Source organism: Chitinivorax sp. B, from assembly GCF_005503445.1.
In the GTDB taxonomy this organism is placed as follows: Bacteria; Pseudomonadota; Gammaproteobacteria; order Burkholderiales; family SCOH01; genus Chitinivorax.
This window is the reverse complement of record NZ_SCOH01000024.1, coordinates 1-15,757: the sequence shown is the minus strand read 5'-3', so window position 1 is coordinate 15,757 and position 15,757 is coordinate 1. Positions and strand designations below refer to the sequence as shown.

The following is a 15,757-nucleotide window of genomic DNA, read 5'->3' as shown; positions in this document are numbered from 1 at the left end:
GGGCAGGGTTTGCCATTAGGCGCCTCAGAACCTGTTCAAGGTCTGTGATGAGCGGCCACCAGCGGGGTGAAGTGCAGCACAAAAACCGGCGTGTAGGGGTGATACATGCGGATGTTGAGCAGCACATGAGCCCTGATCGTGGTCGCGCAATAAGACATTGAACAGGTTCTCAGGCGTGCTCGTCGAAATACACCTTGACCGGCCGCGCCTCGGTATGGCCGAACTGGCGACGGAAGGTATCGATCCGCTCCCGCTGCAATCGATAGGGACCGCAATGCAGGTTGGATGCGGTAAAGCCGTATTTGACCAACCCGGAAAGGTGTGTCCAGGCATCCTCCTGGCTGACCATGCCCAGCGTACGTGGGTAGCCATACTTGGCCGACAGCAGACTGGAGAAGATGCAACCGGTGATGTGATGCGCATTGTCGTCATCGACCGGGTATTGCAGCGCCCATTCAAACTGTTCAGGTACATAAATGGTGTGTTTGACCACATCTGGCGAACGCAGCGCTCCACCCTCGGTAAACAGAATGTCGCCACAGTTTTCGAAACGCTCAATGGCTTGTTGGGCGTCAAAGCAATGCGGGTCGGAGTCGTCCACGACCAAGGTGCCCGGTTTGACCCGATGGATATCCAGTACATTCGGTGCATTGGTTGCCCCAACCACGACGGTGGCTTCGTACACTTCATCCGGGCAGGTACGCTGGGATGGGGTAAAGCGCAAATTGCCCGTGAATTCGAAGTCCTCGCGAATCTCACGCATCAAAGCTTCGATGTCGGCTTGCTTGGCATAGACATCGCACAAGGTCAGGCTTTTTGGGTGATCCAGCGCATTCAGCATCAGTCGCAATGTTGACGTACCGATCGAACCCAATCCGATGAAACACAGATCCTCGTCAGCCAGATGCCGACCACTCTCCTCCAGCAAGCGCTTCAGTGCCAGCAATACCGATGAAGTCGTAGTGGCATGACCCGTGGTAATCGTTGGCTGACCTTCGCGATGTCTGACTGCACGACCATACTCAGTCGCCGACGGAATCAAGCCCGTCAGCGAAACGGTCTTGGCACCAATCAGGGCAGCCATGTTCAGACTCTGCTCCACCAACCTGACTACATCCTGGCTCTCGGCATAGATCTGGCCGTGTGTACGGGGCAAGGTCAGGGTCGCGATACGACCGATCGACAGCTCACGGATATTGGTCAGCATGGGCAAATCGCCACATAACTTGTGTGTCACATCCGACAACGTCACCCCGTTCCCGACCACCCGATCCGTCATGCAGGTGATGGAAACGGCATCGACCGGCGCCTCTTCGCCTGCCGCAAACAGACTCAACAACGACCGTTGATCCAGACGTAGCCAGTCGGCCGGTTGCTTATGCAAGGTAATGTTCTTACTGGCTTGGCGTGAACGTTCTGCCAATTTGGCCAACAGCTTGGCACGCAGCTCAGGGGGCAGATTGTCGAGTTGTACATTGGGTTGAGTCATGTTCATTCCACAGTGGCAGGTTCGGTAACAGCGGCGGGCTGGATGCGACGGCGATCATCCATTTCCTTGAGCAAGGCCAGGCTTTGCAGCACGTCTTCAGTCGAGACACCAAAATCCACCAGACAGGCAATCTCGTTGACGCCGATATCAGCCAGCGTGTTCAGCAGTGCCTGGCATTTGTCTTGTGGGCCCAGTAATGAGGCCTGCTCGAAATAGCGCTCAAATGCAAATTCGAGAAATGCATCTTTGTTTGCCGCCACATCCTGTTTGATCGATTCATCGACCAGTACGTTGTATTGCTGGATGTAGTCTTCGAGGTATTGCTTCATCGGCCCACGGACCTTGTCCTTGGCTCGCTTGCTGTCGTTATCGACATAGGTATGCAACATCACACTCACGATGCCATCCGCAGGTGCATGGCCCGCCTTGGCCCGAGCCTGCCGGTAGACGGCAATCTGCTGTTCCAGCTTGCTGATGGAAGAACCGAGCATGCACAACACATTGGCCCCCATCTCACCAGCCTTTTCCCAACCCGTTGGCGAAGCACAGGTCAACCAGAAGCGCAGCGCCGGTTGAACCGGACGCGGATAGGAGATGATGTCGACCGGTTCGCCATCCACACCGGGGACTGACACCTTTTCACCACGCCACAATCGCTGAACCATGTCCAGACTGGGGCCCATCAGCATCCGCCGGTCTTCATAGGCCTCGGGCCGCAATGCGAAATCAGTCTTGTGCCAGCCACTGGCAAACGACAAGGCCACCCGCCCTTTCGACAGGTTGTCGACCACTGCCCATTCTTCCGCAACCCGAATCGGGTTATGCAACGGTAATGCCACGCTGCCGGCACGCAGTTCGATACGACTGGTCTTCACCGCCAACGCTGCCGCCAACACCGACGGGTTCGGGTACAAACCGCCAAATGGGGTGAAATGACGTTCCGGCATCCAGATCGCCTTATAGCCATGGCGATCGCCAAATTCGGCGCAACGGAACAGCATGTCGTATTTGTCACCACCATCGCTCGTTCCATCTGCTGAAAAAAAGAAAATGGTGAAATCCAGCGGCTTGCCATTCGACTCCACCGGTTTTTTGGTGGCCAGTTGGCTTTTCAACTTGGCCAATTGCTCCGGTGTCAAACCGGCCAACTTCTGTTTCAAATCACTCATGGCAAGGCTCCGTCAGGTCTGCGATTCCAACAGTTGATGGATTTCTTCCGGTGACAGGTCACCCAGCTCACTCAGCAGCGCATCCAACTCCCCTTCATCCACCGTGCTCAGCAGCCTTTTCTCCACCAATGCAGCCAGATCCGTCACCGTCGCGGCCCCCAGCAACTCAGACAGATGAATCTCACAGCCAAATGCAGCATTGACCTTGCTGACAATCTGCAATGCCCAAAGTGAATTGCCACCCAGATCGAAGAAATTGTCATGCGGGCCAACCTGTTCGATGCCCAGTACCTTGGTCCAGATACCGGTAATCACCGCAGGAATGTCACTCAGATCAACCGCAGCCTCGATTTGCGGTGCACCTGTAGATGCATGTGGCAAGCTCATGGCCACCTCCTCTTTTTGCAAATGCAGATAAATGGATTGTTCGCCAACGAGTGACAACTTGACCGCCTCCATCAATTTGGCTGGGGTAAGTTGCACCAGCGGTTGCTGTAGAATCAACCAACGCACACTCGCTGCATTGGCCGTCAGCAGGGCTTGGCGAGCGGCGTGCAGGCGCCTTGCCCGCAATCCGCTGGGCAAATCCGCGCTATCGACCAATAGCCAATGCCTGCCTTCTGGCCAATCCAACTCACTGGGTGTGATTTGCCCGGTCAGGGCCCAAATGGTCCATTGCGGCGTGGAAGAAAACGATGCGGTATCAACCGGCAACTGAGCCAGCCATGATTCAGGTACGCCCTGCCAGCCCGCGAGCGCAACCGATTCATGCCGGGCATCGACAGCACCGGTGCGGATGGCCAGACTGGTGCCATCCAGCAGCATCACAGGCTTGGCCGGAGCAGACCGGGCACAGTGGGTGGCAACCGCACGACAATTGGTCACTTTGGAGAAATCCGCAGTCATGCCATCAACCAGCAACGCCTCTTCGGTGACCATGGTAGTATGGCGCAGCACGGTCATAGGCCATGCCTGTGCCCAAGCACCCAATTGGTCACGTACATCACCATCAGCTGACGTGTCCAGCAACAAGGTCGGCAAAGCCGGGTCGAGGCGGGTTGATGACAGATCTGCGATATCGAGAAGACGAACCTGGCACCCCACCTGCTGCAGTTCAGCAACCAGCATCGCAGCCAGATCAGGCCGTTGATGAACCAGTTGTACCGTTGGCTCAGCGGTAGCCCGTGCAACCTGCCCCAGCAGAGGCAAGCATTCGATCACACCAACGGGCTGACCCAATGCTGCTGGCAGCACAGGCGCAGGTTTGGCAGCGCTGGCTGGCACCCAGTAGGACTGACGCTCGAAGCAATAACCAGGCAACCCAACTTGTTGCGTAGTGGGCGCTAACTGACTGACCTTGGCCAGATCAACCGTGACGCCACGCACCCATAGCTCGCCAGCCGCCGCCATCAATGTCAGCAGCGCCTTTTCGCGACGGGCGGCATTTGGCTGTGAAGCAATGCACGTCATGGCGCGCAGTTCACTACGTGCCAGGCTGGTCAATACATTCCCTGGCCCCACTTCCAACACCATCGCAACCGACTGGTTGGCCACGCTTTGCAGGCCTTGGGCAAATTGCACCGTGCTGCGCAATTGCAGCGCCCAATATGCAGGCGATGTCGCATCAGCATCAGACAACACGTCACCAGTCACATTGGAGATGATCGGAATCTGCGGTGGCGCCAACTGAATCTCGGTAACCAGTAGCTGGAATGCGGCTGCGGCGCCTTCCATAGATGCCGAATGGAAAGCATGTGAGGTGTTGAGGCGACGATGGCCAATGCGAGCCGATTCGAGCTGCACAGCCAGACGGTCGATTGCATCGACTGGCCCGGCCGCGACACAGGCTGACTGTCCATTGATGACGGCGATTTCGACGGATTCCGGCAACTGGCGCGTCAAATCCGATGCCGTCATGGATACCGCCAGCATGGCTCCACCCGGCGCAGCCTGCATGAATCGACCACGTGCGCACACCAGGCGGACCGCATCGGACAATGACATCACCTTGGCCACACAGGCCGCAGTCAGCTCGCCAATGCTATGCCCCAGCAATACCGCCGGTTTGACGCCCAACGATTGCCACAATTGCGCCAATGCATACTCAGTGGCAAACAATGCAGGTTGTGTGTGGGCAGTCTGGGTCAACAGGTCAGGCGATGTCGCGTTGATCATCGCCATCAGATCAAACCCGCCATACTGCTGTACCAAATCAACGACCTCTGCCAGGGCCTTGGCAAATACCGGAAAGTGATCGCATAGCGCGAGCGTCATCCCCTCGTGCTGTGCGCCCTGCCCTGGAAACAGGAAGGCCACTTCGGGAGCGTTGATACCAACCGGCTGCAAAGCAGACCCTACATTCGCAAATCGCTTCGCGGCGTCTTCCATTGATGCCACCGCCATTGCATGCCGGTAAGACGACTGCGATCGTCCTTGCAGCAAACTGGCCGCCACACCACGTAATTCAGCATCGGATAAGCCAGCCAGATGTGATGCTACCGCCTGGGCAGTTTTCGCCAATGCGGCTGGGCTTTTGGCAGACAGCACCAGCAATATTGGCAAGGTTGATTGGGCTTCAGGTTCAGCTTGATCCGGTGCACGTTGCAACACCACATGCACATTGGTGCCACCAATACCAAAGCTGCTCACTGCCGCACGACGCGGGCCTTCCCCATCCATAAATGGCACCACACTGGTTGGTATGGAAAAAGGTGTGGTATCCAACTGCAACTGCGGATTAGGTTTGATAAAGTGGGTCAACGGTGGAATCTGCCCCTCACGCAAGACCAGTACGGCCTTGATCAAGCCCGCCACGCCTGCGGCGGCCCCCAGATGGCCAACATTTGCCTTGACTGACCCGAGATAGCAGAATCCCCGTCGTTGCGTGTACTGCCGGTAAGCCTGCGTCAAGGCACGCACCTCGATCGGGTCACCCAATTTGGTGCCCGTGCCGTGTGTTTCCACAAAACCAATGGTATCCGGCGAAACACCTGCCACTTCCAGTGCATCGGTAATCACTCGTACCTGACCGTTAACGCTGGGTGCGGTATAACCAACCTTATCGCTACCATCGTTATTGGCGGCACTACCCAGAATCACGGCGTGAATCCGGTTGCCATCACGCAAGGCATCCTCCAGCCGTTTCAGCACCACGACACCGACACCAGCCCCATCGATCGTGCCATCTGCTCCGTCGGAGAATGGTCGACACCGGCCATCCGATGCGAGGAACCCACCTGGTACATAATGCTGCCCCTCCGGTGCAAAGGCCGGCAGAGCCGCCCCACCGGCCAATGCCACATCGCATTCAAAGGTCAACAGACTGTTACAGGCCAAATGTACGGCCAGCAGCGATGTTGAGCATGCCGTGTTCACACTGATTGCGGGCCCGCCTAGATTGAGCTTATAGGCCAGCAAGGTTGCTGCACTATCCTTGCGGTTGATCATCTGCAGATAATCCGAACCCAGCGATTCGAGGTGTCGCTCGCTGAAAAGCAAGTGCTGCTCCAGATAACGGGAATGACGCAAGCCAGCGAATACACCCGTGCGCAGCCGCGTTGTGTCATTGGTGGCAGAGGCTTCCTCCATCGCGTGGTAGGCGCACTGCATCATTAAACGGAGCTGAGGATCCAGTGCCTCTGCCTCAATCTCGGTAAAACCGAAAAAACGCGCATCAAATTGATCTACAGCCCCAACCAACGGGCGTCGCTTCACATAACTCGGGTCAGCCAATAGGGAGGGATCGACACCCGCCGCCAGCAGCGTTTCATCGGTGAAATCGGTAATGCATTCTCGCCCAGCCAACAAGTGCGACCACAAGGCAGCGACATCCGCCGCCATTGGAAACACCCCATCCATGCCTACTACTGCAATTTCCATTTGCCGACACTCCACTACCCGTCAACCAACTTGGGCGATCGTCACCCTGCTGTTCATCGGGATCAATAAAAAAACAAAGAAATCCCCAACCAGGTCAATATCACCCTGGCGATCAATGCACAAATTGGAATTGACTGAAGATTAAATTCGGATGGATAGCATTAGAATTAGCCACCCCACCATCCCGAGAAATTAGATCAACCAGGCATTACCATCTTCTCGAAGCAGATGGCATCCTGCCGCCCGATATAAGGACCGTAATTCTCACGAACTTGATACCCATTCGCCAAATAGAACCTGACAGCTTCGTCATTCACCACACGCGTTTCCAGCCAGATGGCTTCATAAGAAAATCTGGCCGCATATTCCTCAAGTGCCCGAAGCATGGCACCCCCTACTCCCTTACCGGGATGCCGCGAATACATCCGCTTTATTTCACAAATCGAATCGGAGATTGGCCGCAATGCACCACATCCGATTGGCTCCAAACCAGACCGCGCCATCAGGAACACCGATCGCGGCCCGGAAAACTCATCCATCCGGAAATTTTTCCTGCCATCACTCCCCGTGATGTCATACAAGCGAGAAGACAATTCATCCATCAACAAAATGGCATCTTCAGAATTCAATTCAGTTGCAACAACATTCAGCATCGTACAATCAACCCGTTGCAAATCATGAAATTCACTACATGATGACGAGCATGGAAATTCAGTCGCCCGCACCAAGCCACAAAAATAAAACAGTCATTTATCCGAAACAATTCTTCTTAAATAGAACATCGCTGTCAACAACATGCAATTAATCAAAAACATCAATCCCTAATAAAGTGCAACAAATCACCAAAATGGTGCGCAGACTCAATCCAAAGAAAGTGAGAAGTAGCAAAAAAATCTTTGAAAATCATAAAAATGAATTATTCCGGATTAATAAATCAATGAATGCATCACGCCATAAATAGTAAATGTTCGTATTTGATTATGTTATTTAGCGCGTAGTTGCAGCATTGCCCCGCTGGCCACGACCGCGGATTCACGCAGTAACTACAAGCCAAACCAGGCAATGTGCTAGCATGATGGGCTTTGTTGTACTTTTGCAGATAACGACTTACCTATGCACGCTGCCCTGCGCCCCTTATACCAACGCCTGTCACACTGCCTGTTGATCGATCGCCAACCCATCAAGCGCCGGTTGCGGCAACTTGAGGAACGCCTGAAACAAGGCAAGCCTTCCGACAAGATGCTGGCCGATCTGGATGGGCTGATCACCTCCTCTGCCACCAAGTTGGCTACCCGTGTTGCAGCACAGCCCAAACCCAGCTTTGACCCGGTACTACCGGTCAATCAGAAGCGGGATGAGCTGCGAGCGGCCATCGACAAGCATCAGGTCGTGATTGTGTGTGGTGAAACGGGTTCGGGTAAAACCACCCAATTACCCAAGATCTGCCTGGAATTGGGGCGTGGTGCAGCAGGCCTGATCGGCCATACCCAACCCCGGCGGATTGCTGCCCGCTCGGTTGCCGGTCGGCTTGCTCAGGAACTGGAATCGCAATTAGGTGACATCGTCGGTTACAAAGTACGCTTCAATGACAAGATCAGTGAGCGTAATTACATCAAACTGATGACTGATGGCATCTTGCTGGCAGAGACACAGGGCGATCGCTATCTGAATGCCTACGACACCATCATCATCGATGAAGCGCACGAACGCAGCCTGAACATCGATTTCCTGCTGGGTTACCTGAAGCAGCTGCTTCCAAAGCGGCCCGATTTGAAAATCATCGTGACCTCCGCCACCATTGACGCCGATCGCTTCAGCAAACACTTCAACGGCGCGCCGGTGATTGAGGTATCCGGGCGCACCTATCCCGTTGAAGTCCGTTATCGCCCATTGCAGACCAAAGATGAAGACGACCGTGAGGAAGACATGGAAGAAGCCATTGTCGACGCGGTGGATGAGTTGATTCGTGAAGGCAGTGGCGACATTCTGGTGTTTCTGCCGGGCGAACGCGAAATCCGTGACACGGCTGAACATTTGCGCAAGCATCAGCTGCGAGGGGTAGAGATTCTGCCGCTGTTCGCTCGCCTGTCGATCGAAGACCAGCAACGAGTGTTCCGTTCCGGCGGGCAGCGCCGGGTCGTGCTGGCAACCAACGTGGCCGAAACATCCTTGACCGTACCCGGCATCCGTTACGTGATCGATACCGGTTTGGCACGTGTCAACCGCTACAGCGCTCGTGCCAAGGTGGCACAACTGCAGATCGAAAAAGTCAGCCAGGCATCGGCCCGGCAACGTGCTGGTCGTTGCGGCCGGGTAGCCGAAGGCATCTGTGTACGGCTTTATGACGAGAATGATTTCAACGCCCGTCCACCGTTCACCGATCCGGAAATCCTGCGGTCTTCGCTGGCGAATGTGATTTTGCGCATGGCCTCGTTACATCTGGGTGATGTCGAAGACTTCCCGTTCATCGAGGCCCCCTCCTCCCGTCAGATTGCCGATGGATATCAGCATTTGCAGGAACTCGGTGCGGTTGATGACAAACGTCAATTGACCTCGCTGGGCCAAGAATTGGCCAAATTACCGGTCGACCCGAAAATCGGTCGGATGCTACTAGCCGGGCGTGATGAGCATTGCCTGGCCGAGATTCTCACCATTGCTTCCGGCCTGTCCATTCAGGACCCGCGCGAACGTCCTTATGAAGCGCGTGAAGCAGTGGACCGTGCACAGGCACGTTTTACCGATGAACGCTCGGACTTTCTGAGCTATCTCAAACTGTGGGAATTCTTCGACGATGCGTTGAAGCATAAAAAATCCAACAAGCAACTGATCAACCTCTGTCACGATCACTACCTGTCACATTTACGATTGCGCGAATGGCGTGAGCTGCATGCGCAACTGGCGAGCATTGTTGGCGAGATGGGCCTGCGGATCAACGAGCTGCCCGCGACCTATGAACAGATTCACAAGGCACTGATGGCCGGCCTGCTTGGCAACCTGGGTATGAAGCAGACCGAAGACGAACAGTACCTGGGAGCGCGTGGTATCAAATTCTCGATCTTCCCCGGCTCTGGCCTCAAGAAAACGCGTCCCAAATGGGTATTGACCAGTGAACTGGTGGAAACCACCAAACTGTATGCACGTTGCGTGGCCAAAATTGAGCCTGAATGGGTGGAGTCGATTGCCAAGACATTGTGCAAAAGCCATTACTACGAACCGCACTGGGAAAAAGATCGTGGTGAGGTCGTGGCCTGGGAACGCGTCACCTTGTATGGGTTACCCATCGTACCCCGCCGGAATGTGTCCTATGGCCGCATCAACCCACAGGAAGCACGTGAGCTGTTCATCCGTGAAGCGCTGGCCACATTCCAATTCAACACCCGTGGTGGTTTCTACCAGCACAACCGGGATCTGGTACGTGATATCGAGCAGTTGGAACACAAATCCCGTCGCCCTGATGTGCTGGTGGATGAGCATGCCATCTTCGAGTTCTACGATGCCATCATTCCGCAGGATGTGTGTAGTGCAGCCGGCTTTGAAGCCTGGCGCGAGCAGGCCGAGAAGCACCAGCCCAAGCTGCTGTGGATGACCCGTGAGCGCCTGATGCGACATGGCGCCGATCAGGTCACGGCAGAACAGTACCCGGAGCATATGATGATTGCCGGTGCCAAGCTGTCGCTCAAATACCGTTTCGAACCGGGTCACGCATTGGACGGCGTCACCGTCACCGTTCCCCTGGCGCTGCTGAATCAGCTGGAGCCTGAACAGTTCGACTGGTTGGTGCCCGGCATGTTGCGCGAAAAGCTCACCAGCCTGATCAAGTCGCTACCTAAAGCCCTGCGCCGCAACTGCGTGCCCGTACCGGATTTTGTCACCAATGCGTTGACCGACCTGCCAATTGGCGACGGCCCATTGCTTGATGCCTTGGCGGCTTTTATCAAGCAGCGCACCGGCCAGCATGTATCGCGTGAGGACTGGTCGCTGGATGGTCTGTCCCCTCACTGCTTCATGAACTTCCGCATTGTGGACGACGGGAAGAATGAACTGGCCATGGGCCGCGACCTGAACCAATTGAAAGCACAATTGGGACAAGCGGCACAACTGACTTTCCGCGACAATGCACCCAGTATTGAACGCGAAGGCCTGACCAAGTGGGATTTTGGCGACCTGCCTGAAAAAATCGCCTTCAGCAAAGGCCGTCAACAACTCACCGGGTACCCGGCGCTGGAAGACATGGGTGACTCTGTCGCCATCCGCCTGTTCGACACCGAGCAGGAAGCCTCTTACGCCATGCGGGGCGGCGTGCGGCGCTTGCTACGGCTAGAATTGAAGGAACAGATGAAGCAGCTGGAAAAAAGCCTGCCCAACTTCACCCAGATCGCCATGCAACTCCGGGCAGTAGCCAATGCGGACGACCTCAAGGACGACATTCTGCTCGCCATCACCGACCGTGCCTTTATCGGTGACGAAGCGCTGCCACGTAACGAGAAAGCCTTCGCCGACCTACGCCAAAAGGCCAAAACCCGCCTACCGGCAGTCACACAGGGCGCAATGCAACTGCTGGCCCAGATTGCGACCGAATATCAACAGAACGTGCTGAAGTTGACCGGACAACAAAAACCCACACCCGAATTACGCGAACAGATGCAGAAGCTGGTTTACAAAGGGTTCTTCCACGCAACGCCGTGGGTTCAGTTGACCCATCTGCCACGCTATCTGAAAGCCCTGCGGGTGCGGCAGGAAAAATACGCCAACAATCCAGCACGGGATAACCAGCGCAGCGCCGAGATCATCGAACTGTCAGCAAGGCTGCAAGCCCGACTGGAGCGTAATCGCAAAGCAGGTATCGATGAACCGAAGCTGGTGGATTTCCGCTGGCTGATCGAAGAACTGAAAGTATCGCTGTTCGCTCAAGAGCTGAAAACACCATTCCCAGTGTCATTGAAGCGCCTGAACAAATTCTGGGATGATGAAATTAGCCGATAACCAGCCAAGCAAACACAGCACCCTCGCCATGCCCAGCTGAGCCGCGCCCCTCTCCCCAACCACAGGCCACCAGGAAAGGTGGTGTTGCATCAACACCACCCACCTGCTCTTGCCGACAATCCAGCCCCTGACAGCTCGATCACACCCTTACCCTGCACCCGCTTGTAAAATCTGCCCTGATAACTAAGATTAGATGTATCAGCATGGCTGCTATTCTTGCTATGCGGTTAATCATTTCATCATTCGAATGTTCGAATACCTGAAATGCTTACCACAACCAGCGCCCAACAGCATCAGCAGCGATACCAACAAACCACCTCATCCACCAAGGCAGATCAAGACATGAGTGACCAGGCTCCCGTTTCCATCAATGGTGATGAACACGACGACCGTGCCTTTCTGTGTCGAGAGGCCATCCTCAATCGTAGGCAACGTGTAATTGGCTATGAATTCATGTTGCACAAAGGCATCACCAGCCGTGCCCGCGTGCTCACTTCAGCCATTGGCAAATTTTACGATGTTGCCCTGATCGCCCATCTGATCACCATCGGCATTGATCGCATGCTGGGCAAACGCTCTGCTTTTGTCGCCCTGTTCACGCTGGACAGCCTGCACGACCCCGGTATCGAGCAATTGCCGGCCAAACACATCGTGCTCAGTATCGATATCGACAAGCTCCGACAAGCCAATGCTGATCAACGGCAGCGCATCACTGATCTTCACGAGGCAGGGTTTCGCATTGCCTGCCTGTTTGATGGACGCATTGAGTCGAACGACCATCAGCACTATGCGCTGGCCCAGTATTTGATTCTGGATCTGAGCCGCCCATCGGACCTCGACATCAGCCATGCCATCAATACCATCCTCAGTAAATGCCCCCATCTCGAAGTACTGATCAAGAACATTCTGGTCCATGAAGAATTCAGCGCCGTCTTCAGCAACAGCACCTATGGCCAACAAGTGGAGTACTTCCAGGGGCCGTTCGTCACGTCGCGTGAGCCATGGGAAGACAAGCCCGTTGAAGCCAATAAGTTACGTATCATCGAGCTATTGAATAAAGTCAAACAGGACGAAGCCCTGCAGACCATTGCCGAAACCCTCAAGCGAGATCCGGTGCTGCTGTTCAAAATCCTACGCTATGTCAATAGCCCACTCACCGGTCTGCGTACTCATGTGGAAACAGCCGAGCAAGCAGTATTGGTATTGGGGCGGGATAAACTCTACAACTGGTTATCTTTACTACTATTCATCACCAATCAGGATACCGGCGATGAATTTGCCCTGTTGGACAATGCCTTGATCCGTGCCCGCATGATCGAATTGGTCGGTAGCCGCGTTCTTGGCCCAAAGCATGGCAGCGCACTGTTCCTCACCGGCATCTTCTCACTACTGGATGTGCTGCTGAAGCTTCCACTGCATCGTGCACTTGGTTACCTGAAACTGCCCGAATCCGTCGTCGATGCGCTATTGAATGAGCACGGCGACTACTACCCGTTCCTGGAGCTCGCCCTGGCCTGCGAAACCGGCACCCCGAAAGAGGTGACCGCCATTGCGGAGCGTATCGGCCTGACCGAAGACGATGTCAATGAACATCACATCGACGCCATCGTTTGGGCCAATCAGCTGGAAGACTAAACAACAAGGGCGCTGCCAACCAGATGGCAACGCCCATTTAATGGATCAAGCTTGCAATAAAGGTTCAAGCACTGAACTACCTTGACCCGGCAATCAAACTCACCCCGCAAACAGCACAAATTTCTTTACACGGGAAACCGGTGTCGCATCATCAAACTTGAACTCGACATACTTGGCATCATCCGCATCCAGCTTGGCTTCCACCTTGTCACTACGCCCGACCTCCGCATCCTTGTCGTCAAAGGCACGCAGGTGCAATTTGCCACTGTAAGCCTGCGCTGACATCACATACAGCTTTAGCGTATCGCTTTCTTGGCCACTACCCACATATTGCGATCGGGTTACTTTCAACCCTTTACCCGATGACGATCCATCAAGCACAATCGTCAGTTCCTCTGCCCGATCCACACCCTTAGCAATCCCTTTCAGCAAACTCCCGGCCCCTGCAGCCAGCTCCTCAGCGGCACTCTGGCCATCTTTCTGCAAAGCCTCACCCACCCCTTTGGCCAAAGCAGCTTCTTTTTCCACCAGTTGCTGGCCCGCAGTGTGTTTCTCTTTAACTTGCTCCTCGTGAGGCTTACAGGCCACCAAACCCAACAATACAACAGATGTTGCACATAATAATTTGTACATATCCACTACGCCTTCCCACACACAATGATGAAAACCTTAAATACACTCATTATTCTCAACATCGCATGCCAACACAAATCTGCTTTAGCGATCTATTGATATAACGATCTCGAATACTGGTAATCATAGATGGTAAACAAACACTATCGCGTGGCGCGCAGCAAGCCATAGGCATGGCAGACTGCGGATCAAATGACAATGGGTCAGCGTGCTTGCCATCCAACTACACTCGTTTGTACATGTCCTAGTGAAGCCCGTGACACAGAGTCTGCACCATACCTTGCCAGAATCACGCCTTCTTGCTCAGCTCAGCCATGGCTTGCGCATGGCGCTGACGTTCGCGCTGCATTTGCTCATGATTGACGCGATCTGCCTCCCGAAATACCTCCGTAGCATTTGGGGACCTTGGATTGGCTTTCCAACGCTCGTTGATTGCTTCCTTTTGCTGACGCAAGTTTTCCATGCGCCGTTGATGATCCGCCTTTTCCTGCTCAATCGCCTGGGCTCTAGCCTCGGCCATCTTCCGTTCATGTTCAGAATGATCTTCCGGCTCATTGGCAATGGGTTCTTTATCGCCAGCCGGTAAATAGATATGACGATAACGGACATACCCCCACATCTGATAGGGCTCGTGATATTGACCCACACGAAACCACGCACGTGAATCATGCATCAATTGCTCAAACAAGGGGATGGTGTTGGGTTCGACTTCTTGATACCAGGCACGCTTGAGGTAATCATCCCACTCTTTTTGCTTCGCTCTCATGGGAATACTCGCGTACTTCTTCAACAGGAATTCCACCGACTTTCCCAAAAAAAGCGGTACTGAATTCGCAAGAACGGCACCATATGCCTGCATGGCCGGGTCGATATCCACCTTGTCAAACTTATCCTTGGATGGATCTTCCAAAAACTGGATTTCTTTTTTCAATTCCTCATCGGCCTGACGAATATCAAAAATATCCTCATCATGTGTTCCTGCCGTTGAGGCCTTCAAACCCGGCAATTGGTGTGCTTTCCCCAGCATACTTCGCCGCCAGGCCAGAAACAGGCCATAGTGCAAACCACGCAAGGCAGACACGGGCTTCAGCGGCTGTGTCTCAGTCAACCACAATGGCCCTTTTGCCTTGACCCGGCCAAAACGGGTGGACTCTATGTAGGCATTGAAGAGTTTGATGGTGTCGGGGTGAACCTGGAAATCAGCCTGCCGAATCTTTAGCAGTTCATTGCTAGGTAACAACGGCACCCCTGCAATCAACGATTCCCGATACATCTGCGCCAAGGATATCTGTGACAGCTTGCGGGCATCCCCCACCGCACCTTCACCCAATGCCCGCCCCTGGTCGTTGGGTGGGTAACCGCCACCCACATCAGAGTGCACACCGGGGTAAAACACCTCTTTACAGTTGGGCGCACTGCCAATCGAATCCAGTGGGAACGAGCCGCGTACCTCATGCACCGAGGCCAGATGCACACAGCGGCGCACAGCAGGTGGCACCCGCAGGTTGGCTTCGCTCGCCCAGGCAAAATGACCATCCCCACCAGGGGCAGAGTGAGCGATACCTACGGACGCAACCGTATCAAAAATCCCCAAAAAATCGATTTGCAGCGGAATCCCGGCCACACCATTGCCATAGGCTTCAAGCAACCAGTTACAGAATGCCCTGGCCTCAGCAGCACCACGTGAAAACCCATACACCGATACCCGTACCGAGCGAATGACGGGCTTGTTTTTCAAATAAGGGGTAATGGCTTTGCGTAACTGCTCAGCACGCTCTCTTAACACCTGTTCCCGACTGAGCACTTCGACTGCCGGTATTGTGAAGGGAGTGTTGCGGCCCGGGGCTTCGCGTAGCACATTGAAACGCTGTGCCAGCTTGCCGTCTTCCTCCAAGGGATCTGCCATGGGGCGATCACAGAACACGGCATGGATCTGATTGGTGACCTGCAGTAACGCCCAGTTCAGGCG

General features: G+C 54.6%; 8 protein-coding genes. 2 read left to right on the top strand and 6 right to left on the bottom strand.

The annotated features are described in order from the left end of the window. Positions 1-169: 169 nt before the first annotated feature. From FFS57_RS14955 to FFS57_RS14940, 4 genes are all read right to left on the bottom strand, one after another. Positions 170-1,489, bottom strand: a complete 1,320-nt coding sequence (locus FFS57_RS14955) for an amino acid adenylation protein (protein WP_212749163.1) — start codon at positions 1,487-1,489, stop codon at positions 170-172. 2 nt (positions 1,490-1,491) lie between these two features. Further along, positions 1,492-2,658 (bottom strand): MupA/Atu3671 family FMN-dependent luciferase-like monooxygenase, encoded by a 1,167-nt coding sequence (locus FFS57_RS14950; RefSeq protein WP_137938616.1) that lies wholly within the window; start codon positions 2,656-2,658, stop codon positions 1,492-1,494. 12 nt (positions 2,659-2,670) lie between these two features. Further along, positions 2,671-6,537 carry a type I polyketide synthase gene (locus tag FFS57_RS14945; protein WP_137938615.1) on the bottom strand — a complete coding sequence of 1,289 codons (3,867 nt, stop codon included), beginning with the start codon at positions 6,535-6,537 and terminating at the stop codon, positions 2,671-2,673. Between the two features lie 197 nt (positions 6,538-6,734). After that, positions 6,735-7,190 carry a GNAT family N-acetyltransferase gene (locus FFS57_RS14940; protein WP_137938614.1) on the bottom strand — a complete coding sequence of 152 codons (456 nt, stop codon included), beginning with the start codon at positions 7,188-7,190 and terminating at the stop codon, positions 6,735-6,737. Between the two features lie 460 nt (positions 7,191-7,650). Here FFS57_RS14940 and hrpA point away from each other — a divergent pair, with 460 nt between their 5' ends. After that, positions 7,651-11,520, top strand: coding sequence for an ATP-dependent RNA helicase HrpA (hrpA, locus tag FFS57_RS14935; protein WP_137938613.1), 3,870 nt, complete (start codon positions 7,651-7,653; stop codon positions 11,518-11,520). 264 nt (positions 11,521-11,784) lie between these two features. After that, positions 11,785-13,155: an EAL and HDOD domain-containing protein gene (locus FFS57_RS14930; RefSeq protein ID WP_137938612.1), complete on the top strand. Its 1,371-nt coding sequence runs from the start codon at positions 11,785-11,787 to the stop codon at positions 13,153-13,155. Positions 13,156-13,254: 99 nt separating this feature from the next. Here the strand turns inward: FFS57_RS14930 and FFS57_RS14925 are convergent, their stop codons facing one another. Next, entirely contained in the window at positions 13,255-13,788 is a 534-nt protein-coding gene (locus FFS57_RS14925; protein ID WP_137938611.1) for a hypothetical protein, read from the bottom strand. A 289-nt stretch (positions 13,789-14,077) separates the two neighbouring features. Then, the coding region (locus FFS57_RS14920; protein ID WP_349306741.1) for a T6SS phospholipase effector Tle1-like catalytic domain-containing protein at positions 14,078-15,757 on the bottom strand (1,680 nt) is incomplete at its 5' end.

Coding starts and splice junctions, on each gene's coding strand:
- FFS57_RS14940 (WP_137938614.1), bottom strand. CDS start 7,190: ATGCTGAATGTTGTTGCAACTGAATTGAATTCTGAAGATGCCATTTTG.
- FFS57_RS14930 (WP_137938612.1), top strand. CDS start 11,785: ATGCTTACCACAACCAGCGCCCAACAGCATCAGCAGCGATACCAACAA.
- hrpA (WP_137938613.1), top strand. CDS start 7,651: ATGCACGCTGCCCTGCGCCCCTTATACCAACGCCTGTCACACTGCCTG.
- FFS57_RS14925 (WP_137938611.1), bottom strand. CDS start 13,788: ATGTACAAATTATTATGTGCAACATCTGTTGTATTGTTGGGTTTGGTG.
- FFS57_RS14950 (WP_137938616.1), bottom strand. CDS start 2,658: ATGAGTGATTTGAAACAGAAGTTGGCCGGTTTGACACCGGAGCAATTG.
- FFS57_RS14955 (WP_212749163.1), bottom strand. CDS start 1,489: ATGACTCAACCCAATGTACAACTCGACAATCTGCCCCCTGAGCTGCGT.
- FFS57_RS14945 (WP_137938615.1), bottom strand. CDS start 6,537: ATGGAAATTGCAGTAGTAGGCATGGATGGGGTGTTTCCAATGGCGGCG.